At 65.0% G+C, this 19,883-nt stretch carries 24 protein-coding genes; 17 read left to right on the top strand and 7 right to left on the bottom strand.

Annotation, left to right across the window (positions count from 1 at the left end):
* Positions 1 to 103: 103 nt before the first annotated feature.
* The 3 genes from rho to hemE form a co-directional block, all read right to left on the bottom strand.
* Positions 104 to 1,369 (bottom strand): transcription termination factor Rho, encoded by a 1,266-nt coding sequence (gene rho, locus G342_RS0105985; RefSeq protein ID WP_083931128.1) that lies wholly within the window; start codon positions 1,367 to 1,369, stop codon positions 104 to 106.
* Positions 1,370 to 1,589: 220 nt separating this feature from the next.
* Positions 1,590 to 2,018, bottom strand: a complete 429-nt coding sequence (gene hemJ, locus G342_RS0105990; protein WP_018182203.1) for a protoporphyrinogen oxidase HemJ — start codon at positions 2,016 to 2,018, stop codon at positions 1,590 to 1,592.
* A 14-nt stretch (positions 2,019 to 2,032) separates the two neighbouring features.
* Positions 2,033 to 3,091 carry a uroporphyrinogen decarboxylase gene (gene hemE, locus G342_RS0105995; protein WP_018182204.1) on the bottom strand — a complete coding sequence of 353 codons (1,059 nt, stop codon included), beginning with the start codon at positions 3,089 to 3,091 and terminating at the stop codon, positions 2,033 to 2,035.
* 400 nt (positions 3,092 to 3,491) lie between these two features.
* Here hemE and G342_RS0106000 point away from each other — a divergent pair, with 400 nt between their 5' ends.
* The 5 genes from G342_RS0106000 to dnaQ all read left to right on the top strand — a co-directional run bounded on the left by G342_RS0106000 (position 3,492) and on the right by dnaQ (position 7,220).
* The gene (locus G342_RS0106000) at positions 3,492 to 4,355 is read left to right on the top strand and encodes a pyruvate, water dikinase regulatory protein (protein WP_018182205.1); all 864 of its coding nucleotides are present in this window, start codon (positions 3,492 to 3,494) and stop codon (positions 4,353 to 4,355) included.
* The gene (locus G342_RS0106005) at positions 4,352 to 4,939 is read left to right on the top strand and encodes a Maf family protein (protein ID WP_018182206.1); all 588 of its coding nucleotides are present in this window, start codon (positions 4,352 to 4,354) and stop codon (positions 4,937 to 4,939) included. Before G342_RS0106000 ends, G342_RS0106005 begins: the two co-directional genes overlap by 4 nt.
* Positions 4,940 to 4,948: 9 nt before the next feature.
* Positions 4,949 to 5,827 carry a shikimate dehydrogenase gene (locus tag G342_RS0106010; RefSeq protein WP_018182207.1) on the top strand — a complete coding sequence of 293 codons (879 nt, stop codon included), beginning with the start codon at positions 4,949 to 4,951 and terminating at the stop codon, positions 5,825 to 5,827.
* Entirely contained in the window at positions 5,824 to 6,432 is a 609-nt protein-coding gene (gene coaE / locus G342_RS0106015; protein ID WP_018182208.1) for a dephospho-CoA kinase, read from the top strand. The genes G342_RS0106010 and coaE overlap by 4 nt, the downstream gene beginning before the upstream one ends.
* A gap of 68 nt (positions 6,433 to 6,500) precedes the next feature.
* Positions 6,501 to 7,220, top strand: a complete 720-nt coding sequence (dnaQ, locus tag G342_RS0106020; RefSeq protein WP_018182209.1) for a DNA polymerase III subunit epsilon — start codon at positions 6,501 to 6,503, stop codon at positions 7,218 to 7,220.
* A 154-nt stretch (positions 7,221 to 7,374) separates the two neighbouring features.
* Here dnaQ and secB read toward each other — a convergent pair whose 3' ends face one another.
* Positions 7,375 to 7,860, bottom strand: coding sequence for a protein-export chaperone SecB (gene secB, locus G342_RS0106025; protein WP_018182210.1), 486 nt, complete (start codon positions 7,858 to 7,860; stop codon positions 7,375 to 7,377).
* A gap of 260 nt (positions 7,861 to 8,120) precedes the next feature.
* Between secB and G342_RS0106030 the strand changes: the two genes are divergently transcribed.
* The 4 genes from G342_RS0106030 to G342_RS23410 are packed head-to-tail and all read left to right on the top strand — an operon-like array spanning position 8,121 to position 10,965.
* The gene (locus G342_RS0106030) at positions 8,121 to 8,852 is read left to right on the top strand and encodes a Tim44/TimA family putative adaptor protein (protein ID WP_018182211.1); all 732 of its coding nucleotides are present in this window, start codon (positions 8,121 to 8,123) and stop codon (positions 8,850 to 8,852) included.
* Positions 8,853 to 8,867: 15 nt separating this feature from the next.
* Positions 8,868 to 9,965, top strand: a complete 1,098-nt coding sequence (gene mltA, locus G342_RS0106035; protein ID WP_018182212.1) for a murein transglycosylase A — start codon at positions 8,868 to 8,870, stop codon at positions 9,963 to 9,965.
* Positions 9,962 to 10,549: a Smr/MutS family protein gene (locus G342_RS0106040; protein WP_018182213.1), complete on the top strand. Its 588-nt coding sequence runs from the start codon at positions 9,962 to 9,964 to the stop codon at positions 10,547 to 10,549. The genes mltA and G342_RS0106040 overlap by 4 nt, the downstream gene beginning before the upstream one ends.
* Positions 10,546 to 10,965, top strand: coding sequence for a helix-turn-helix domain-containing protein (locus tag G342_RS23410; protein ID WP_018182214.1), 420 nt, complete (start codon positions 10,546 to 10,548; stop codon positions 10,963 to 10,965). Before G342_RS0106040 ends, G342_RS23410 begins: the two co-directional genes overlap by 4 nt.
* A 15-nt stretch (positions 10,966 to 10,980) precedes the next feature.
* On the opposite strand, the gene G342_RS0106050 is transcribed toward G342_RS23410, so the two are convergent.
* The 3 genes from G342_RS0106050 to hslV all read right to left on the bottom strand — a co-directional run bounded on the left by G342_RS0106050 (position 10,981) and on the right by hslV (position 13,995).
* Entirely contained in the window at positions 10,981 to 11,931 is a 951-nt protein-coding gene (locus tag G342_RS0106050) for a DUF1402 family protein (protein WP_018182215.1), read from the bottom strand.
* Positions 11,932 to 12,107: 176 nt separating this feature from the next.
* Positions 12,108 to 13,412 carry an ATP-dependent protease ATPase subunit HslU gene (hslU, locus tag G342_RS0106055; protein WP_018182216.1) on the bottom strand — a complete coding sequence of 435 codons (1,305 nt, stop codon included), beginning with the start codon at positions 13,410 to 13,412 and terminating at the stop codon, positions 12,108 to 12,110.
* 16 nt (positions 13,413 to 13,428) lie between these two features.
* Complete coding sequence (hslV, locus tag G342_RS0106060) at positions 13,429 to 13,995, bottom strand: ATP-dependent protease subunit HslV (protein ID WP_018182217.1); 567 nt, start codon at positions 13,993 to 13,995, stop codon at positions 13,429 to 13,431.
* A 184-nt stretch (positions 13,996 to 14,179) separates the two neighbouring features.
* Here hslV and hisB point away from each other — a divergent pair, with 184 nt between their 5' ends.
* The 8 genes from hisB (at position 14,180) to G342_RS0106100 (ending at position 19,778) form a co-directional block, all read left to right on the top strand.
* Complete coding sequence (gene hisB / locus G342_RS0106065; RefSeq protein ID WP_018182218.1) at positions 14,180 to 14,773, top strand: imidazoleglycerol-phosphate dehydratase HisB; 594 nt, start codon at positions 14,180 to 14,182, stop codon at positions 14,771 to 14,773.
* Positions 14,774 to 14,782: 9 nt separating this feature from the next.
* Positions 14,783 to 15,274 (top strand): DUF2628 domain-containing protein, encoded by a 492-nt coding sequence (locus tag G342_RS0106070; protein ID WP_018182219.1) that lies wholly within the window; start codon positions 14,783 to 14,785, stop codon positions 15,272 to 15,274.
* Positions 15,271 to 15,921 (top strand): imidazole glycerol phosphate synthase subunit HisH, encoded by a 651-nt coding sequence (hisH, locus tag G342_RS0106075; protein ID WP_018182220.1) that lies wholly within the window; start codon positions 15,271 to 15,273, stop codon positions 15,919 to 15,921. The genes G342_RS0106070 and hisH overlap by 4 nt, the downstream gene beginning before the upstream one ends.
* Positions 15,921 to 16,661 (top strand): 1-(5-phosphoribosyl)-5-[(5-phosphoribosylamino)methylideneamino]imidazole-4-carboxamide isomerase, encoded by a 741-nt coding sequence (hisA, locus tag G342_RS0106080; protein ID WP_018182221.1) that lies wholly within the window; start codon positions 15,921 to 15,923, stop codon positions 16,659 to 16,661. The genes hisH and hisA overlap by 1 nt, the downstream gene beginning before the upstream one ends.
* A complete protein-coding gene (gene hisF, locus G342_RS0106085) occupies positions 16,661 to 17,446 on the top strand; it encodes an imidazole glycerol phosphate synthase subunit HisF (RefSeq protein WP_018182222.1) in 786 nt (261 codons plus the stop codon). Before hisA ends, hisF begins: the two co-directional genes overlap by 1 nt.
* A gap of 11 nt (positions 17,447 to 17,457) precedes the next feature.
* Positions 17,458 to 17,781: a phosphoribosyl-ATP diphosphatase gene (locus G342_RS0106090; protein WP_018182223.1), complete on the top strand. Its 324-nt coding sequence runs from the start codon at positions 17,458 to 17,460 to the stop codon at positions 17,779 to 17,781.
* A gap of 23 nt (positions 17,782 to 17,804) precedes the next feature.
* A complete protein-coding gene (gene coaA / locus G342_RS0106095; RefSeq protein ID WP_018182224.1) occupies positions 17,805 to 18,758 on the top strand; it encodes a type I pantothenate kinase in 954 nt (317 codons plus the stop codon).
* Positions 18,759 to 18,878: 120 nt separating this feature from the next.
* Positions 18,879 to 19,778: a cation diffusion facilitator family transporter gene (locus G342_RS0106100; protein ID WP_018182225.1), complete on the top strand. Its 900-nt coding sequence runs from the start codon at positions 18,879 to 18,881 to the stop codon at positions 19,776 to 19,778.
* The last annotated feature ends 105 nt before the right edge of the window (positions 19,779 to 19,883 follow it).

The following is a 19,883-nucleotide window of genomic DNA, read 5'->3' on the forward strand; positions in this document are numbered from 1 at the left end:
ACAAACCGGACGGCAGAGGTTAACAGCGGAAACGAAAAATGGCCGGGACAAGCCCGGCCATTTTCATGTCACAACCAAACGCCATGGCGTCCGAAAATCGGGATCAGGTGTTCATCTGGTCGAAGAAATCGGAGTTGTGTTTCGTCTGCTTGAGCTTGTCGAGCAGGAACTCGATCGCATCGACGGTGCCCATCGGCATGAGGATGCGGCGCAGCACGTACATCTTCTTGAGCACATCCGGCGGTACCAGCAGCTCTTCCTTCCGAGTACCCGAACGGGTGATGTCGATCGCCGGGAAGGTCCGCTTGTCGGCCACCTTGCGGTCCAGGATGATTTCCGAGTTACCGGTGCCCTTGAACTCTTCGAAGATGACTTCGTCCATGCGGCTGCCGGTATCGATCAGCGCAGTCGCGATGATCGTCAGCGAACCGCCTTCCTCGATGTTGCGCGCCGCGCCGAAGAAGCGCTTCGGCCGCTGCAGTGCGTTGGCGTCCACACCGCCGGTCAGAACCTTGCCGGAAGACGGCACGACCGTGTTGTAGGCGCGGCCGAGGCGGGTGATCGAATCGAGCAGGATGACGACGTCGCGGCCATGCTCCACCAGGCGCTTCGCCTTCTCGATCACCATCTCGGCGACGGCGACGTGGCGGGTAGCCGGCTCGTCGAAGGTCGAGGAGATCACCTCGCCCTTCACCGAGCGCTGCATGTCGGTGACTTCTTCCGGGCGCTCGTCGATCAGCAGGACGATCAGGTAGCACTCGGGATGATTCTCGGCGATCGAGTGGGCGATGTTCTGCAGGAACACCGTCTTACCGGTGCGCGGCGGCGCTGTGACGAGCGCGCGCTGGCCTTTGCCGAGCGGCGCGACCAGATCGATGATCCGGGGCGTCATGTCCTTGCCGTGCTGAACCTCGAGCTCCATCTTGAAGCGCTCGTTGGGATAGAGCGGCGTCAGATTGTCGAAGTGGACCTTGTGGCGCGCCTTGTCCGGGTCCTCGAAATTGATGGTCGAGACCTTGAGCAGGGCGAAATAGCGCTCTCCATCCTTCGGACTGCGGATATAGCCCTCGACCGTATCGCCGGTCCGCAGCGAAAACCGCCGGATCTGCGAGGGAGAGACATAGATATCGTCGGGTCCGGCGAGATAGTTGGCGTCGGGTGAACGCAGGAAGCCGAAGCCGTCCTGCAGCACTTCGACGACGCCCTGACCAACGATTTCGACATCGTTGTCTGCCAGCTGCTTCAGGATCGCGAACATCAGTTCCTGCTTGCGCAGCGTGCTCGCATTCTCGACCTCAAGTTCCTCGGCGAAGGCCAGCAGCTCCGTCGGGGATTTGGACTTGAGGTCCTGCAGTTTCATTTCACGCATGGGTTTTGTGAATCTCGTTTGGATTCAAGAAAGGATGAATTCGAAGGGCATAAAGGGGATTGCGCAGAACTTCAGCCTGGCGGGGACTATGCCCGCCGGCGCGATGCTTCGGTCGTCCCTGGCAGGTCAACCGGCATCTGTCTGCTTCGACAAGATGGCGCACCATAATCGCTCGCCGGTTCCACGGCAAGCGGCAGAAACGTCGCAAAATCGCAGAAATTCAGAACGGTTTGACGACAACCAAAATCACGATCAGCACCATCAGGACCGTCGGGATCTCGTTGGCAAGGCGAAAAGCCCGCTCCGAACGCGCGTTTTTGTCGGCGGCGAAGGCCTTGCGGCACGACGCCAGCCACATATGGAAAACCGACATGGCGATGACAAGCACGAATTTCGCCATGAACCAGGGCTGCTGTTCCCAGCCGCCGAGCCGAACGATCGCCAACCCGGTGATCCAGGTCAGGATCATCGCCGGATTCATGATCATTCGCAGCAGCTTATTCTCCATCACCTTGAAGGTCTCTGACTTGTCCGAGCCGGCAGCTGCGCCGGTGTGATAGACGAAAAGCCGAGGCAGATAGAAGATCCCCGCCATCCACGCGATCACCGCGATGACGTGCAGAGCCTTGATCCAGTCGTAATAGGCCATCGTTTTCCCCTGCCCTAGCCGCGGATCCGGGCGATCAACTGCTCGACATGCGCGATCGGCGTCTGCGGCACGATCCCGTGTCCGAGGTTAAAAATCAGCCTTGCCCCGCGCATGGACTCGAGGATTTCATCAATCGCCGTGTCGAGTTCGGCGCCGCCGGCCACCAGAACCATCGGGTCGAGATTGCCCTGGATCGCCACGCGACCGGCGATTTCGTCGCGAACGGTCTTGAGCGGCACGGTCCAGTCGACGCCGACGGCGTTGACGCCTGTCGTCTCGACAAACGAGAGCAGCCCGCGATCCGCGCCCTTCGGGAAGCCGATGAACCGGGCATCCGGGATTTCGGCGCGAACGCCGGCAATGATCCGGGCGATCGGCCCGGCCGACCACCGTTCGAACGCCTTCGGCGACAAAACGCGCGACCAGCTGTCGAAAATCTGCACGGCATCGGCACCGGCGCGCAATTGCGCGATCAGATAGATGATCGAAGCCCGGACCAGAACGTCGATCAGGCGATCGAGCGCCTCGGGATCGCGCGCCGCCATCAGACGGGAGGGCGCCTGATCCGGAGTCCCCTTGCCGGCGATCATGTAGGTCGCAACGGTCCAGGGAGCCCCGCAAAAGCCGATCAAGGCCTTGTCCGGCGCCAGCTCGCGGCGGACTGCCGCCACCGTCTCCAGCACGGGCGCCAGCCTGTCGAGGACGGCATCGATCGAGAGCTGGGCAATTTCGGCCGGATCGATCGGATCGAGACGAGGTCCCTCGCCTTCGACGAAGCGGACATCGCGGCCGAGCGCATGCGGAATGACGAGAATATCGGAAAACAGGATGGCGGCATCGAAGCCGAAGCGGCGGATCGGCTGCAGCGTCACTTCCGTGGCCAGCTCGGGCGTGTAGCAGAGATCGAGGAAGGATCCAGCCTGGGTCCTGAGCGCCCGATATTCGGGAAGATAACGCCCTGCCTGGCGCATCAGCCAGATTGGCGGCTCGGCGAGAACCTCGCCATCGAGGACGCGCAGCAAGCGCGCTTTCGTCTTCAAAGCCGTCGGAACGTTCTGCACCACCACCACCAAAGAAAGAGATCTATCTGTAGTTTCTTCTTCTTCTTGACGGTGGATTACCGTCATTCAGCGCTATCCACAATGCGACCGAGACGCCGCCGGATAACTCGCCCGATTCATCCCGCGGTTGAGGATGGCTGGGGAAAATCGCTGTTTGTTTCGTTCTATCTATTTGTTTCAGCTTGCATTTTACCGGGTACTTCCAATTCGAACGATCCGGATCTGGCTGTTAATATCCCGTTAAGGTGTTGGTTAATAAATCGTTAATTCCCGTTGCTCTCGACAGGCCCGGATTCATTGTCCCCAGGACCAGCCGCTGTTGATCATTTTTGGCTGATCGGGGACAAGTCGGTCAACGGACGCCGCGAGGCCGACTTATCCCGTCCGTATCCACAGCCCTGGGGATGACAGTGTGAAGAACGAGCTCCGGCACCTGCATTTGCATCTGATTTCGGATGCGACGGGCGAGACGTTGCTGACGGTCGGCAGGGCCGCTTCGGCGCAGTATCCCGGCGTTTCGGTGATCGAACACATGCATTCCATGGTGCGTGCGCCGAAGCAGATCGACCACCTGCTCGTCGAGATCGAGCAGGAACCGGGCATCGTTCTCTACACGCTGGTCGACCGGGTGATGGCGGCGATGCTCGAACAGGGTTGCCGGAACATCGGCGTGCCCTGTTTCTCGGTGCTCGATCCGGTGCTGCAAGTATTCCAGTCCTACCTCGGCGCCTCGAGCCAGGGCCGGGTCGGCGCGCAGCATTCGCTGGACGGCGACTATTTCCGCCGCATCGAGGCCCTCACCTTCACGATGATGCATGATGATGGCCAGCTGCCGGAGGATCTCGACCTGGCCGAGATCGTCATCATTGGTGTCAGCCGGACATCGAAGACGCCAACCAGCATCTATCTGGCCAATCGCGGTGTTCGCACCGCCAATATCCCGATCGTGCCGGGGATCGGCCTGCCACTCGAACTTGAGGCGGTGACCAAGCCGTTGATCGTCGCCCTCGTCGCAACGCCGGACCGCATCGTACAGATGCGCGAGAACCGGGTGTTGTCGAACGCAACATTCGGCGAGGACGATCCCTATGTCGACCGCGCCGCCGTCGCCAACGAGATCGCGGCGACGCGCAAGATCTGTGCGCGCAAGGGTTGGCCCGTGATCGACGTGACGCGCCGTTCGATCGAGGAAACCGCCGCCGCCATCCTGGCGCTTCGCAACAAGCAGGCGGGAAGCGTCAAGGATGCTTCTTCCCGGGATGGTTTCCTCGCATGACCCTGATCCTGGCATCCACCAGTTCGACCCGCATCGCCCTCCTCCGCAATGCTGGCCTCACTTTCGAGGCACTGTCGCCCGGCGTCGACGAGCGCGCTCTGGAGGCGCCGCTGCTTTCCGCCGGCGCCACGCCGACCGAGATCGCCCTGGCGCTGGCGCGCGCCAAGGCTCTGGCAATCGCGGCGCCGGGCAGGCTGGTACTCGGCGGCGACCAGGTTTTGGATCTCGATGGCCAGCGCTTCGTCAAGCCGGCCGATCGCGCGGCGGCGGCTGCCCAGATCGCCGCGCTCGCCGGCCGGACCCATCGGCTGCGAACGGCGGTGGTACTGGCGGAGGACAGCGAGATCGTCTGGGAACATGTCAGCACCGCCAGCCTGACGATGCGGCCGCTGACAGAGGCGGCGATCGAGCACTATCTGGACGAAGCCGGCGAGACGGCGCTGTGGTCCGTCGGCGCCTATCTGCTGGAAGGTGTCGGAATCCAGTTGTTCTCGGTGATCGAAGGCGACTATTTCAGCATTCTCGGACTTCCCCTTCTGCCGCTTCTGGCCGAATTGCGCCGGCGCGGTGTTCTTCCGTCCTGACGAGGCACCATGACGAATTCCGCCGCGCCGAAGCCTGCCGTGCCGACCGCTTGCGTCATCGGCTGGCCGGTCAAGCATTCGAGATCGCCGATCATCCATCGCTACTGGCTGGCTGAGCTTGGCCTCGCCGGAGACTATGTTCGCCATCCCGTCGAGCCGGAGCAGGCGTCCGCTTTTTTTGCCGGTTTTGCCAGCGGGCCCTTCATCGGCTGCAACGTCACCGTCCCGCACAAGGAAGTGGCCTTCGGATCGGTCGATCATGCCGATGCCGTGGCAACAGCGCTCGGCGCCGTCAACACGATCTGGCTGGAGGACGGCAAGCTCTTCGGTTCCAACACCGATGCCGAAGGCTTCGTCGCCAATCTCGACCAGCGTGCGCCGGGCTTCGACGCCAATCCCGGCCCGGCGATCGTGCTTGGTGCCGGCGGCGCCGCGCGCGCCGTGATCTGGGCGCTGAAGGCGCGCGGTTTCGCGCCGATCCATGTCGTCAACCGTACGCGCGACCGTGCCGAGGCGATGGCCGATCGTTTCGGTTCCGTGGTTCGGCCAGCCGGCTGGGAGGATCTCCCTCGCCTGCTGCCGGAAGCAACCTTGCTGGTCAATACCACGTCGCTCGGGATGGAGGGCCAGCCGCCGCTCGTGATCGATCTCGGCGCGGCGAAGGACACGCTTCTCGTTACCGATATCGTCTATGTTCCGCTGGAGACGCCGCTGCTCCGGGTCGCGCGCGATCGCGGCCTGCGGACGGTCGACGGTCTCGGCATGTTGCTGCATCAGGCGGTTCCGGGCTTCGAACGCTGGTTCGGCAAGCGGCCGGCGGTCACGTCGGAACTGCGGCGCCTGATCCTGGCAGATATGGGTGTCGTGGAGGAGGGGAACGCGGCGTGATCGTCATCGGCGTCACCGGCTCGATCGGCATGGGCAAATCGACGACCGCCCGGGTGTTCGCCGCGCAGGGCGCCGTGCTGCACGACGCCGATGCCGTCGTCCATGCGCTCTATCGCGGGCCGGCCGTGCCGGCGGTCGGAGCGCGGTTTCCAGATGCGATCTGTGACGGCATGGTCGATCGGACCCGCCTTGCCGCCATTCTGGCGGCTGAGCCGTCCGCCTTGCCGGAGCTGGAGGCGATCGTCCATCCGATGGTGCAGGCCGTCGAGGCGGAAAGCATGGCAGAGGCGCGCCGGCAGGGCCGGTCGATGTTCATCCTCGACGTGCCGCTATTGTTCGAGACGGGCGGCGAGAAGCGGGTCGATGTCGTCGTCGTCGTCAGCGCGCCGGCCGATATCCAGGCAGCGCGGGTGCTGGAGCGCCCGGGCATGACGCCGGAGCGGTTCGCCACCATCCTGGCCCGGCAGATGCCGGACGCCGAAAAGCGGCGGCGGGCGCATTTCGTCGTCGAGACGGGCGGCAGCAAGGAAGCGGCCGCGGCGACCGTCACCGATATCGTGCGGGCGCTGGCGGCGACCGCCGCGGCGCGGTCGCATCGTGGCTGATGCCGAAGCGGTTGCGTTGCCCCTCCGGCGGCGTCACCATCCCCTTAGCGTTGAAGCGGAGCAGAGCGTTGCGCGAAATCGTCTTTGATACGGAAACGACCGGCCTCGAACCGTTGAAGGGCGATCGGCTGGTCGAAATCGGCGCGGTCGAACTGTTCAACCATCTGCCCACGGGCCGCGATTTCCATATCTACATCAATCCCGAGCGGTCCATGCCGGTCGAGGCGTTCCGGGTGCACGGTTTGTCGGATGAATTCCTCGCCGACAAGCCGGTCTTCAGCGCACTCGTCGACGATTTCATCGAGTTCATCGGCGATGCGACGCTGATCGCCCACAATGCGAGCTTCGATATCGGCTTCATCAATGCGGAGTTCGCCCGGCTGGGCAAGCCGCCAATCGGGCCAGAGCGGGTAATCGACACGCTCGCGCTGGCCCGGCGCAAGCATCCGATGGGGCCGAATTCGCTCGACGCGCTCTGTTCGCGTTACGGCATCGACTCCAGCAAGCGCACCGTGCACGGCGGTCTCATCGACTCCGTGCTGCTGGCCGAGGTCTATCTGGAGCTGATCGGCGGTCGCCAGCCCGATCTCGTTCTGGTCCCTGAAGTTGCCTCCGAGGTCCGGGATGATGGCGGTCTGGTCATTGTGGCGCCGCCGCAGCAGCGGCCGGTGCCGCGTCCGTTCCGCGTCACGGCGGAGGAGCAGGCGGCGCATCGCGCCTTTATCGCCAAAATGGGCGACGGCGCGCTCTGGAAGAATTATCTGCCCGAGGAAGTCGAGCCGGCCTGAGGTCGACAATTCCTGGTAACCGCGTCTTCTTTCACGCGAACGGGCACGCACTTCGCTTGAAGACGCTCAAACAAAAAGCTCCTGAACCGGCCGGCTCAGGAGCTCTTTCAATGGGCTGTTTCGCGGCCGCCGCCTTCGGCGGAGGCCGACGATATCAGCTCGGGCGCGATCCCTGCTGGGCAGCGGCCATTTCCATCAGACGCTGACGGTAGAGCTGGGTGAAATCGACCGGATCGACCAGCAGCGGCGGGAAACCGCCATTGCGGGTCATGTCGGCCAGGATCTGGCGCGCGAACGGGAACAGCAGGCGCGGGCATTCGATCATCAGGATCGGTGCGAGGTTTTCCTGCGGTACGTTCGAGACGCGGAAAACGCCGGCATAGACCAACTCGGCAACGAAGATGGCCTGGTCGCCATCGGTGGCGCGGCCTTCGAGGCGAAGCTCGATCTCGTAGTCGTCGCCGTCCAGCGGGGTGGCGCCGACATTGATGCCGATATTGATGTTTGGAGCCGTGCGGCGCGGACCGAGCGAGCGGGGCGCACCCGGATTTTCGAAGGAAAGATCCTTCACATACTGCAGCAGGATCGAAAGGTTCGGCTGGGCGAGCTGGCCCGCGCCGTTTTCGTTTTCATCGGCCATAAAGGCGGCTCCCCTGGGACAATCGGCCGAATGGCCTGATCTTGACAAGTGGGCTCGCTAACACTTCCGTCTCAGTGATACAAGCGCTGTACGAAGTCCGTCGGAAGCACGAAGCGCTGGCCTAGCTGGCATTGTGCCCTTGACGGACTTGGATCGACGCCCAACGATTACCACATTGGGTCCATGATCGCTCGAACGCGCATATCCGGTTCACACGCCGGTCTCATGGGCCCCCCAGAATAGGACAGGATGCCTTCGGCATGAACGGCTTCGTCGACATCTATACGCTGATCTTCCTCGTCCTCGCGGTGGTGATCTTCTTCAAGCTGCGCAGCGTGCTGGGTCAGCGCACGGGCAGCGAGCGCCCGCCCTTCGACCCGTTCACCCGTCGCAAGGCGAGCGAGCCGGAGGCGGCCGCCAGCGACAAGGTCGTCAGCCTGCCGCGACGCCCGACGGCGAATGACGATGCCGCCGCAGCGGCGCAGCCCGCGACTGCGGGCGAGGATCAGCGCATCGCCGCGATCGCGCCCGCCGGAACGCCGCTCGCCACCGCGCTGGCAGCGATCATCGCGGCCGACCGCAATTTCGATCCGCAGCAATTCATCGATGGCGCCCGCACCGCCTATGAGATGATCGTCACCGCTTTCGCCCAGGGCGATCGCAAGGCCTTGAAGCCGCTGCTCGGCCGCGAGGTCTATGACGGCTTTGCCGGCGCGATTTCCGAGCGCGAGGCGCGCGGCGAGACGGTCGAGTTCAATTTCGTCGGCTTTGAGAAGGTCGAGATGGTCGACGCCGCAATGAAGAGCGGCACGGCCCAGGTCTCGGTCAAGTTCGTCTCCAAGCTGATCTCCGCGACGCGCGACAAGGGCGGCGAGGTCGTCGATGGCGATCCCGTGCACATCGCCGACGTCACCGATATCTGGACCTTTGCTCGCGACGTGTCGTCCCGAGACCCGAACTGGCTATTGGTGGCGACCGAAACCGTTGAATGACCGGGAAACCGCGTTGTGCCGACGGAAACGAACACCCGGCTCGTGCCGATCCCCTTCGACGCGCTGGAGGGGTGGCGGGCTGACGACCATGCGGCGGCGTGGCGCGCTTTCCATCGAAGCGCCGAATACGCCGCCATCCATCCTCCGAAGACGAGGGCGATTGGCATAGACGGCGACGCGCTGGCGCAGATCGCCGCCATCGCCGCCAGCATGCCCGCCGATCTGGATGGCGACAGCGCGCGGCGCTTCTTCGAGCAGCATTTCGTGCCGATGCGCGTGCAGGAGCCCAGCGAGAGCGGCTTTTTCACCGGATTCTATGAACCCGAAGTAGCGGCGTCGCTGGTCCCTACGCCGGATTTCGCCGTTCCGCTCTATGCGCGGCCGCCGGAGCTCGTCGAGATCGACGAGGCGAACCCGCCACCCGGTCTGGAACCGGGCATGCGGTTCGCGCGTCAGACGGGGCAGGGGTTCGAGCCCTATTTCGACCGCGGCGAGATCGAGCGCGGCGCGCTTTCCGGGCGTGGCCTCGAACTCGCCTTTCTCGCCGATCGCATCGACGCGCTGTTCGTGCATATCCAGGGTGCGGCACGGCTGCGCCTGCCGGATGGCGGTCTGCTCCGCATCACCTATTCGGCAAAGTCTGGCCATGCCTACACGCCTGTCGGCCGCGTGCTGATCGAACGGGGCGCGCTGCCGAAGGGCAGCGTCACCATGCAGTCGATCCGCCAATGGTTCGCGACGCATCCGGACCAGGTGTCCGACGTGATCTGGCAGAACCGCTCGTTCATCTTCTTTCGCGAGGCTGCCGTGCAGGATCCTGCGCTCGGTCCGATCGCGGCTGCCAAGGTGCCGCTGACGGCGGGTCGGAGCCTCGCCGTCGATCGCACGCTGCACACGTTCCACGCCCCGATCTGGATCGATACCCGGCTGCCGCCGGCGGAAGGGGGCGGAGCCTTGCAGCGCCTGATGATGGCACAGGATACCGGCTCGGCCATTCTCGGACCGGCGCGCGGCGACATCTTCTTCGGATCGGGCGACGAGGCGGGACGGATCGCCGGCCGGATGCAGGCCGCGGGCGATTTCGTCGTCCTGGCGCCGCGGGGCCGGTCATGACACGCCGCAAGCGCAGTCTTTCGGGCGAGGAGCGGACGCTCTGGGCCACGGTGGCGCGAACCGTCGCGCCGCTACGGGCGGAAGATGTCATGCCCGAGCCGCCGCTGGCTCCGGTCGCCGAGCCGCAGTCGTTGCAGGCGGAGCTGGCGAAGCCGGTCGGGGCGGGGACCAAGATCGCCAAGGCGACCAAGCCGGCGCCGCCGCCGGCCCTGCATCCGATCGAACGGCGCACGCTGACCCGCGTCGCGCGCGGGACGATCGAGATCGACGGCCGCATCGACCTGCATGGCCTGACCCAGATGGATGCGCATGACCGGCTGCGCGGCTTCCTGGTCGATGCCCAGGCGCGCGGCGCCAAGCTGGTCATCGTCATCACCGGCAAGGGCAAGGCAACCGGCGAGGATCCGTTCGGCATGACCGAGCGCGGTGTCTTGCGCCGGCGCGTGCCGCAATGGCTGGCCGAGCCTGGCCTGCGCGGCATCGTCATCGGTTTCGAGGAGGCGCATCGCAGCCATGGCGGCGGCGGCGCGCTCTATGTGCGGATCCGCAAGAAGCGGACGGCCCACAAGGCAGGCATCGCATGACGCCGTTCGGCCAGCGCCTGCGCGAAATGCGCGACGAGCGCGGTCTGTCGCTGAAGGACATGGCCGAGAAGCTCGGCGTTTCCAGCTCCTACCTCTCGGCGCTCGAGCATGGCCGGCGCGGCAGTCCGAGCTGGTTCATGGTCCAGCGCATCATCGCCTATTTCAACGTGATCTGGGACGAGGCGGAGGAATTGCAGCGGCTTGCCGAACGCTCGCATCCGCGTGTCACCGTCGAGACGGCCGGGCTGGCGCCGGAGGCGACCGAACTCGCTCATCTCCTCGCCGCCGAGATCGGCAATCTGAGCGTCAAATCCCTGCAGGAACTGAAGAAGGCGCTTCATGACGCCACGGATCGCGACACCGCGCGCCGGGCGCTGCGGACCGAGCACGCGCTCGATTTGCCGACCCTGAAATAGCGGCGCGCCCGCGCCTCAGAGCAGCTTACGCAACTCGTCTTGCCGGTCGTTGACCAGCCAGCCATAGTAGTTCTCCTGCGGCATCGCGTTCTTGTTGCGCTTGCGCTCGGCCGCGAGCGCGCGGGCGCGGACCTTGACGTCGCCGACATTGTAGAGCGTCGCGGTGATGCCGGGATTGTTCGAGATGTCGACACCGGCCGTGTCGCGATAGACATCGATCGACAGGCGGATGATCGCCGCCATGTAGTCGAGCGACATGTTGGGATCCATGATCGCCTGGTAGAGCTGCGGCGCCTGCTCGGCGCTGAGCAGCGGCAGGCCGCTCTTCTTGTGCACGATGTCGGTGACGGTCAGCGCCGTCAGTGGGTTGATCTGGCCGAGGCCGAAGGTCTGGCCGGCGTAGAGCGGCTGGAAGAACACCTTGGAGAAGCGGTCGCGCGGGAACGACTTGCCGTCGACCGTCTTGCCGCGGAATTCTGCGTCCCAGACGTCCTCGCGGCAGGTCCAGAGGTCGTAGGACGACTTCAGGTTGTCGCAGCCGTCGAATTCCGGCCGGGCGACGAAATCGGTGACGCTTTCACCCTTGTAGCCGAAGGCGAGATCCTTGGTGCCGAGATAGGCCAGCGCCTTGACGTAGTAGGACTGGGCGCTGTCGAGACCGCCGACATTGTAGGTATGCTCGCCGATGATCGCGCCGATCAGGTGGACCGGGTCGACGCCATAGGTCTTGGCGGCGCGCTTGATCGAACGGATCAGGGTCTTGTCACGCTGCAGCAGCGCGTAGATCCGGCGATATTTAGCGTCGAAACTTTCCTTCGTCTCACCGGCCCGCTTGATCGAGCTCATGTCGATCGTCGGTTGCTCGGCCGAGCGATTGCCGGCGGGTGCCACGACGGCGGCTGCCAGCGCGGGCAGGGCGGTTGCAAGGACGAGAGTGGCGAGCAAGGCGCTACGCAGCAGGCGCATGGGAAGCGATCCGTCGGTCGAACGAAAGACCGCACCCGTGACGGATCGGCCGATCCGGGCTTATAGCATCGGAAATCGGCCGTCGAAAACGGCTTCTCGGCCACAGTGGCGCGGATAAAGCCCCCGGGAGGTGTTGCGGCCCCGCCAGCAAGGGCAGGGCGGGGCCGCAATTGGCGTCAGAGGATGTAGCGCGACAGGTCGATATTGCGCGAGAGATCGCCGATATGCGCCTCGATATAGGCGGCGTCGATCGTCACCGTATCGCCGGAGCGATCGGGGGCCGAGAAGCTGATCTCGTCGAGAATCCGCTCCATCACCGTCTGCAGGCGGCGCGCGCCGATATTCTCGACCGAGCCGTTCACCTCGACCGCGATGCGGGCGATGGCGTCGATCGCATCCTCGGCGATGACCAGGTTGACGCCTTCGGTCTGCAGCAGCGCCACATACTGCTTGATCAGGCTCGCTTCCGGTTCGGTCAGGATCTGGCGGAAATCGGCCTGGGTCAGCGCCTGCAACTCGACGCGGATCGGCAGTCGGCCCTGCAATTCCGGCAGCAGGTCGGACGGCTTGGCGATGTGGAAGGCGCCCGACGCGATGAACAGGATGTGATCCGTCTTCACCGGTCCGTACTTGGTTGCGACCGTTGTTCCTTCAATCAAGGGTAGAAGATCGCGCTGCACGCCTTCACGGGAAACATCGCCGGCCCGGCCCTCGCGGGCGCAGATCTTGTCGATCTCGTCCAGGAAGACGATGCCGTCATTCTCGACGATATGGATCGCCTCGGCCGTCAGCTGCTCGTCGTCGAGCAGCTTGTCGGACTCCTCGTCGATCAGCACCTTGTAGCTGTCCTTGACCGTGACGCGCCGCGTCTTGGTTTTGCCGCCGAAGGCCTTGCCGAGCATGTCGCCGATGTTCATGACGCCGATCGAGGCGCCCGGCATGCCGGGAACGTCGAACTGCGGCAGGCCGCCGGACTGGTCGCGGACCTGAATCTCGATTTCCTTGTCGTCCAGCTCGTTGGCGCGCAGCTTCTTGCGGAAGCTCTCGCGGGTCGCCGGGCTGGCGCTCTCGCCGACAAGCGCGTTCAGCACGCGTTCCTCGGCCGAGAGATGGGCCTTGGCCTCGACGTCCTTGCGCTTCTTCTCGCGGGTTAGGCTGATGCCGACCTCGACCAGGTCGCGGATGATCTGCTCGACGTCGCGGCCGACATAGCCGACCTCGGTGAACTTGGTCGCCTCGACCTTCAGGAAAGGCGCACCGGCGAGCCGGGCGAGCCGGCGCGAGATCTCGGTCTTGCCGACGCCGGTCGGCCCGATCATCAGGATGTTCTTCGGCAGCACTTCTTCGCGCATCGTGCCTTCGAGCTGCTGGCGGCGCCAGCGGTTGCGAAGGGCGATGGCAACGGCGCGCTTGGCGTCGTTCTGGCCGATGATGTAGCGGTCGAGCTCGGAGACGATCTCGCGGGGAGAGAAATTGGTCATGGGATGTCCTGTCCGCTCAGACGGCGTCGAGCTGTTCGAGCGTGACACTGGTGTTGGTGTAGACGCAGATCTCGGCGGCGATCGCCATCGCCTTGCGGGCGACCTGTTCGGCGGTCATGTCGGTGTCAATGAGCGCGCGGGCGGCGGCGAGGGCGTAATTACCGCCGGAGCCGATGCCCATGACGCCGCCTTCCGGCTCCAGCACGTCGCCATTGCCGGTCAGGACCAGGCTGGTGGACTTGTCGGCGACCAGCATCATCGCCTCGAGATGGCGCAGATAGCGGTCGGTGCGCCAGTCCTTGGCGAGCTCGACGCAGGCGCGCGTCAATTGTCCGGGATATTGCTCCAGCTTGGCCTCGAGGCGCTCGAAGAGCGTAAAGGCATCGGCGGTCGAGCCGGCGAAGCCGGCGATCACGTCGCCTTTGCCGAGCGGGCGGACCTTGCGGGCCGTATGCTTGATGACGGTCTGGCCGAGTGACACCTGGCCGTCGCCGGCGATGACCACCTTGTCGCCCTTGCGAACGGTGATGATCGTCGTCCCGTGCCAAGGCGCATAGGGGCTCTCGTTCTGGGAATGTGTCATGATCTGCTTTCGTGGCGGATCGCCTTGGTCCCTTGAGGCCCCGCGGCGATCCCTGTTGGCTAGAGCGTCTTATGTAGGCGCGTCGTCCGTCGATGCAAAGGCTTGCTCAACCTTATGGCGTTACATGGAAACGCCTGATAAAAGCCGGCTGTCCCGAGCAAGGCGGACCAAGAAGGAATGCGATATGCGTAGCGCCACGATCGAGCGCAAGACGAAGGAAACCGAGATCGCGGTGACGCTGGATCTCGACGGCAGCGGCCGCTCCGACATCGCCACCGGTGTCGGCTTCTTCGATCATATGCTCGATCAGCTGGCCCGCCACGGCCTCCTCGACCTGACCGTCCGCTGCAAGGGTGACCTGCATATCGACCAGCATCACACGGTCGAGGATGTCGGCATCGCCATCGGCCAGGCGCTCCGGAAGGCGCTCGGCGAGATGCGCGGCATCACCCGCTATGCCGACACCCACCTCGCCATGGACGAGGCGCTGACGCGCTGCGCCATCGACGTGTCCGGCCGGCCCTATCTGGTCTGGAAGGTCGAGTTCACGCGCGACAAGGTCGGCGATTTCGATACCGAGCTGTTCAGGGAATTCTTCCAGGCCTTCGCCCAGAACGCCGGCATCACGCTGCATATCGAGAACCTCTACGGCGACAACAACCATCATATTGCCGAGACCTGCTTCAAGGCGGTGGCGCGCACGCTGCGGACTGCCGCGTCGATCGATCCGCGCCAGGCCGACCGTGTGCCGTCGACCAAGGGCAAGCTCGGCGACTGAGAGGGCGTCATGACGATCTACACCGTGCTCGCGCCGCCTGTTTCCGCGACTGGCGGGCTGGACGAGGCCGACCGCATGATCTTCGTCAGGGACGGGTTCTCGTGGCCGGCATTCCTGATCCCGGTGGTCTGGATGCTGTACCGTCGCATGTGGGTGGTGCTCTGCTTTTATGCGCTCTACCTCGTCGCAATCGAGCTCGCCGGGCGGTTTCTCGGCGCGCCGACCGCGACGGCGCTCGGCCTGCTCGGCGCCTTGTTCCTCGGTTTCGAGGGCGCCACGCTGCTGCGCTGGACTCTGAACCGGCGTCGCTTCACCGAGCAGGGCCTCGTCGAGGCCCGTTCGCGGGACGAGGCCGAGATCCGCTTCTTCCACCGTTTCGCCGACGCGTCGCCGGCCGGCGACGGGCCCAGGCCGGCCGGTCTTGCCGGCTTCCGCCCGGCGCGACCCGATTCCTCGGCCGATATTGTCGGCCTCTTTCCGACCCCCGGGACGGTCCGATGACCATTGCCATCATTGACTACGGCGCAGGCAATCTGCGCTCCGCCGCCAAGGCGCTCGAACTGGCCGCCGCCCGCATCGGCTCGACGAGCCCGGTGGTGGTTACCGCCGAGCCGGAGGTCGTCGCCAAGGCCGATCACATCGTCCTGCCGGGCGACGGCGCCTTCGCCGACTGCCGCACCAATCTCGACAGCGTCGACGGCATGATCGAGGCGATCAACGAGGCGATCGACGCGCGCGGCCGGCCGTTCCTCGGCATCTGCGTCGGCATGCAGCTGCTGGCGACGCGCGGCATCGAATACGGCGTCACCAAGGGCCTCGGCCGCATTCGCGGCGACGTCCGCCGCATCGAGCCGAACGATCCGCGCCTGAAGATCCCGCATATGGGCTGGAACACGCTGAACGCATCCGCCCCGCATCCCCTCCTCGACGACATCGCGCTCGGCGACGATGGCTGGCATGCCTATTTCCTGCATGGCTACCAGCTCTTCGCCGAACAGGCGGGCGACGTCGTGGCGACCGCCGACTATGGCGGCCCGGTCACGGCCATCGTCACCACCGGCAATGTCGCCGGCACGCAATTCCACCCCGAGAAGAGCCAGAAACTCGGTCTCGCCCTTCTCGCCAACTTCCTGAAGTGGAAGCCCTGATGATCCTTTTTCCCGCCATCGACCTGAAGGATGGCGCCTGTGTCCGCCTGAAGCTCGGCGACATGGAGCAGGCGACGGTGTTCAATACCGATCCCGCCGCCCAGGCGCATGAATTCGAGACCCAGGGCTTCGAATATCTGCACGTGGTCGACCTGAACGGCGCCTTTGCCGGCCAGCCGGTCAACGGCGCGGCGGTCGAGGCGATCCTTGGTGCCGTCAAGATGCCGGTCCAGCTCGGTGGCGGCATCCGCGACCGTGCCGGCGTCGAGGCCTGGCTCGACAAGGGTATCGCCCGCGTCATCCTCGGCACCATCGCTGTCCGCGATCCCGAACTCGTCCGCGAAGCCTGCAGGGCCTATCCCGGCCAGGTCGCCGTCGGCATCGACGCGCGCGGCGGCAAGGTGGCGGTCGAAGGCTGGGCCGAGACGTCCGAGCTGACGACGATAGAGCTCGCTCGGCGTTTCGAGGATGCCGGCGTGGCGGCGATCGTCTTCACCGACATCGACCGTGACGGCGTGCTGAAGGGCCTCAACATCGAATCGACGCTGGCGCTCGCCGGCGCCGTCGAGATCCCGGTCATCGCCTCCGGCGGCCTCGCCTCGATCGACGACGTCAAGCGGCTGCTCGAGCCCGATTGCGCAATCCTCGAAGGTGCGATCTCCGGCCGCGCCCTCTATGACGGCCGGCTCGACCCGGCCGAGGCGCTGCGGCTGATCAAGCAGGCCCGGGAGACCGCCTGATGCTCAAGACCCGTGTCATTCCCTGCCTCGACGTGCATGACGGCCGAGTCGTCAAGGGTGTGCAGTTCGTCGATCTGATCGACGCCGGTGACCCCGTCGAGGCCGCCAAGGCCTATGACGCCGCCGGCGCCGACGAGCTCTGCTTCCTCGACATCACGGCGACGCACGAGAACCGCGGCACCATCCTCGACGTCGTGGCGCGCACGGCCGAGGCCTGCTTCATGCCGGTGACGGTCGGCGGCGGCGTCCGCGCCGTCGAGGATATCCGCGCGCTGATGCTGGCCGGCGCCGACAAGGTGGCGATCAACTCGGCCGCCGTGACGGACCGGATGATCGTCGCACGTGCCGCTGAGAAGTTCGGCGCGCAGGCGATCGTCGTCGCCATCGACGCCAAGCAGACGAAACGCCGCGGCAATGGCGACCATCACGACCGCTGGGAGATCTTCACCCATGGCGGCCGCAAGGAAACCGGCATCGACGCGATCGAATATGCGATCGAGGTCGCGGCGCTGGGCGCCGGCGAGATCCTGCTCACCTCGATGGACCGCGACGGCACGCGCGACGGCTTCGATCTCGCCTTGACGCGGGCGATCGCCGACGCGGTGCCGATCCCGGTGATCGCGTCGGGCGGCGTCGGAGCGCTCGACCATTTCGTCGACGGCGTCATCGAAGGCCATGCCAGCGCCGTGCTCGCGGCGTCGGTGTTCCATTTCGGCCAGTTCACGATTGGCGATGTGAAGTCGCATATGGCGGCGGCCGGCATTCCCGTCCGCCTCGACGGCTGAGGAGACGGGGCATGTCGAACTTCACGCTGGCCGATCTGGCCGCGATCATTCGGGATCGCGCCCATTCCGGCGATCCGGGTTCCTATACGGCCAAGCTGGTCGCGAAGGGACCGTCGCGTTGCGCCAAGAAATTCGGCGAGGAAGCGGTCGAGGCCGTCATCGCCGCCACCGAGCACAACGCCCGGGATCTGACGGCGGAAGCGGCCGACGTGCTCTATCATCTGCTCGTCGTGCTGGAGGCGTCCGAAGTGCCGCTCGACGCGGTGATGGACGAACTCGAAGGCCGGACCCGGCAGACCGGGCTTCAGGAAAAGGCGTCGCGGCCGGCGGAGTGATCCGTCCGCCCGGGAGAACCAACATGGACAAGTCCGCGCGGATCGAGCACACCCCGCACCGCACATTCGGGCGCAAGGAATGGGCCAGCCTCCGGGCGGACATGCCGCTGACGCTGACCGAGGACGACCTCGTCCGGCTGCGCAGCCTGAACGATCCGATCTCGATCGACGAAGTCGTGACGATCTACCTGCCGCTGTCGCGTCTGCTCAGCCTCTATGTCGCGGCGACGCAGGGCCTCTACAACGCCACCCGCACCTTCCTCGGCGCGAACGAGGGCAAAACTCCCTACATCATCGGCATCGGCGGTTCCGTCGCCGTTGGCAAGTCGACCACGGCGCGCGTGCTGAAGGCGCTTCTGGCGCGCTGGACCAATACGCCGAAGGTCGACCTGATCACCACCGACGGCTTCCTCTATCCCAACGCCGTGCTCGAGCGCGAAGGGCTGATGGAGCGCAAGGGCTTCCCGGAGAGCTACGACCTGCCGGCGCTGCTTTCGTTCCTGTCCGACATCAAGGCCGGGCGCGGCAGCGTCTCGGCGCCGCTTTATTCGCACCTCGTCTACGATATCGTTCCGAGCGAGCGGGTGACCATCGACCGGCCGGACATCCTGATCGTCGAGGGCATCAACGTGCTGCAGGCGCCGCGGCTGCCGCGCGACGGCACGGCGGTCCCCTTCGTGTCCGACTTTTTCGACTTCTCGATCTATATCGACGCGGCCGAGGCGGATATCCGGCGCTGGTATGTCGAGCGCTTCCAGCGCCTGCGCGAAACCGCCTTCCGCGACCCGAATTCCTACTTCCATCGCTATGCGATGGTGTCGGACGAGGAAGCGCTGGCGATCGCCGAACGGCTCTGGTCGCGGATCAATCGGGTCAATCTCTACGAGAATATCCTGCCGACCCGGCCGCGCGCCGATCTGATTTTATCCAAGGGTGAAAGTCACCTGATCGAACAGGTCGCACTGCGCCGTCTTTGAGGCGCAGCCTGGGTTTTCGGCACCCTTGATTGCCACTCGTTCGCAGTTGCGAAGATAGCCGTTGAAGCGTCCTCCGGGCGATGCTACTGCGCCGCTTCGCTTGAACTGCCGGGGACGATCATGCCGAAATGGAACGACAGGATAACGCTTGTCGCGCTCAGCTCGATCGTCATCGCGCTGGTGGTGATGGCGTTGAAATATGCCGCCTATCTGCAGACCGGCAGCGTCGCGCTCTATTCCGACGCGCTGGAGAGCATCGTCAATCTGGCGACGGCGGTGGCGGCGTTCTGGGCAATCCGTCTCAGCCACAAGCCCGCCGACAGCGACCACCAGTTCGGCCATCACAAGGCCGAATATTTTTCCGCCGTGCTCGAGGGTGTGCTGATCGTCGTCGCGGCGCTGCTGATCCTGCGCCAGGCCTGGCTCAGCTACGCGACGCCCACCCCGCTCGAGAACACCACCCTCGGCCTGACGATCAATCTGATCGCCACCGGCATCAACGGGCTCTGGGCGCTGTATCTGTTCCGCTTCGGTCGGCGCCGGCGCTCGCCCGCCTTCATCGCCGAGGCCTGGCATCTCACCAGCGACGTCGTCAGCTCGATCGGCGTGTTCTTCGGCCTCGTGCTGGTCGCGCTGACCGGCTGGCTCGTCCTCGATCCGCTGCTCGCCGTCATCGTCGCCGTCAACATCCTGTGGTCGGGCTGGCGCGTGATCCGGGATTCGGTCGGCGGACTGATGGACCATGCCGTTGCCGCCGACGTTGAGAGCGAGATCCGGGCGATCATTTCGGCGGAGGCGACGGGCGCGATCGAGGTGCATGACCTCAGGACTCGCAACGCCGGCCGTGTCATTTTCATCGAGTTCCATCTGGTCGTGCCGGGATCGATGACGGTCGCCGCCGGTCATGTCATCTGCGACCGCATCGAGGCGGCCCTCAATAAGGCGATCGAGGGATCGGAAGTGCTGATCCATGTCGAGCCCGAGGCCGAAGCGCTGCACCACGGCGTCATCGTGCTCTAGTCTCCGGCGGGCGGTCATTCGCCGGCATGTTCGGGCCGGAGCTTGATTTTCTGTTCCAAACTCATGATATCGGGCCTAACCCTTTGTCCTGACGAGAAACGAGAG

This window comes from Kaistia granuli DSM 23481, assembly GCF_000380505.1.
Lineage (GTDB): Bacteria > Pseudomonadota > Alphaproteobacteria > Rhizobiales > Kaistiaceae > Kaistia > Kaistia granuli.

Bases quoted from the DNA above. Each gene is read 5' to 3' on its own strand.
- hisA (WP_018182221.1), top strand. From the start codon at position 15,921: ATGATCCTTTTTCCCGCCATCGACCTGAAGGATGGCGCCTGTGTCCGC.
- G342_RS0106050 (WP_018182215.1), bottom strand. From the start codon at position 11,931: ATGCGCCTGCTGCGTAGCGCCTTGCTCGCCACTCTCGTCCTTGCAACC.
- G342_RS0106010 (WP_018182207.1), top strand. From the start codon at position 4,949: ATGACGAATTCCGCCGCGCCGAAGCCTGCCGTGCCGACCGCTTGCGTC.
- G342_RS0106005 (WP_018182206.1), top strand. From the start codon at position 4,352: ATGACCCTGATCCTGGCATCCACCAGTTCGACCCGCATCGCCCTCCTC.
- G342_RS23410 (WP_018182214.1), top strand. From the start codon at position 10,546: ATGACGCCGTTCGGCCAGCGCCTGCGCGAAATGCGCGACGAGCGCGGT.
- rho (WP_083931128.1), bottom strand. From the start codon at position 1,369: ATGCGTGAAATGAAACTGCAGGACCTCAAGTCCAAATCCCCGACGGAG.
- G342_RS0106030 (WP_018182211.1), top strand. From the start codon at position 8,121: ATGAACGGCTTCGTCGACATCTATACGCTGATCTTCCTCGTCCTCGCG.
- hslU (WP_018182216.1), bottom strand. From the start codon at position 13,412: ATGACCAATTTCTCTCCCCGCGAGATCGTCTCCGAGCTCGACCGCTAC.
- coaA (WP_018182224.1), top strand. From the start codon at position 17,805: ATGGACAAGTCCGCGCGGATCGAGCACACCCCGCACCGCACATTCGGG.
- hisB (WP_018182218.1), top strand. From the start codon at position 14,180: ATGCGTAGCGCCACGATCGAGCGCAAGACGAAGGAAACCGAGATCGCG.
- hemJ (WP_018182203.1), bottom strand. From the start codon at position 2,018: ATGGCCTATTACGACTGGATCAAGGCTCTGCACGTCATCGCGGTGATC.
- hisF (WP_018182222.1), top strand. From the start codon at position 16,661: ATGCTCAAGACCCGTGTCATTCCCTGCCTCGACGTGCATGACGGCCGA.
- hisH (WP_018182220.1), top strand. From the start codon at position 15,271: ATGACCATTGCCATCATTGACTACGGCGCAGGCAATCTGCGCTCCGCC.
- hslV (WP_018182217.1), bottom strand. From the start codon at position 13,995: ATGACACATTCCCAGAACGAGAGCCCCTATGCGCCTTGGCACGGGACG.
- secB (WP_018182210.1), bottom strand. From the start codon at position 7,860: ATGGCCGATGAAAACGAAAACGGCGCGGGCCAGCTCGCCCAGCCGAAC.
- G342_RS0106090 (WP_018182223.1), top strand. From the start codon at position 17,458: ATGTCGAACTTCACGCTGGCCGATCTGGCCGCGATCATTCGGGATCGC.
- G342_RS0106100 (WP_018182225.1), top strand. From the start codon at position 18,879: ATGCCGAAATGGAACGACAGGATAACGCTTGTCGCGCTCAGCTCGATC.
- G342_RS0106070 (WP_018182219.1), top strand. From the start codon at position 14,783: ATGACGATCTACACCGTGCTCGCGCCGCCTGTTTCCGCGACTGGCGGG.
- G342_RS0106040 (WP_018182213.1), top strand. From the start codon at position 9,962: ATGACACGCCGCAAGCGCAGTCTTTCGGGCGAGGAGCGGACGCTCTGG.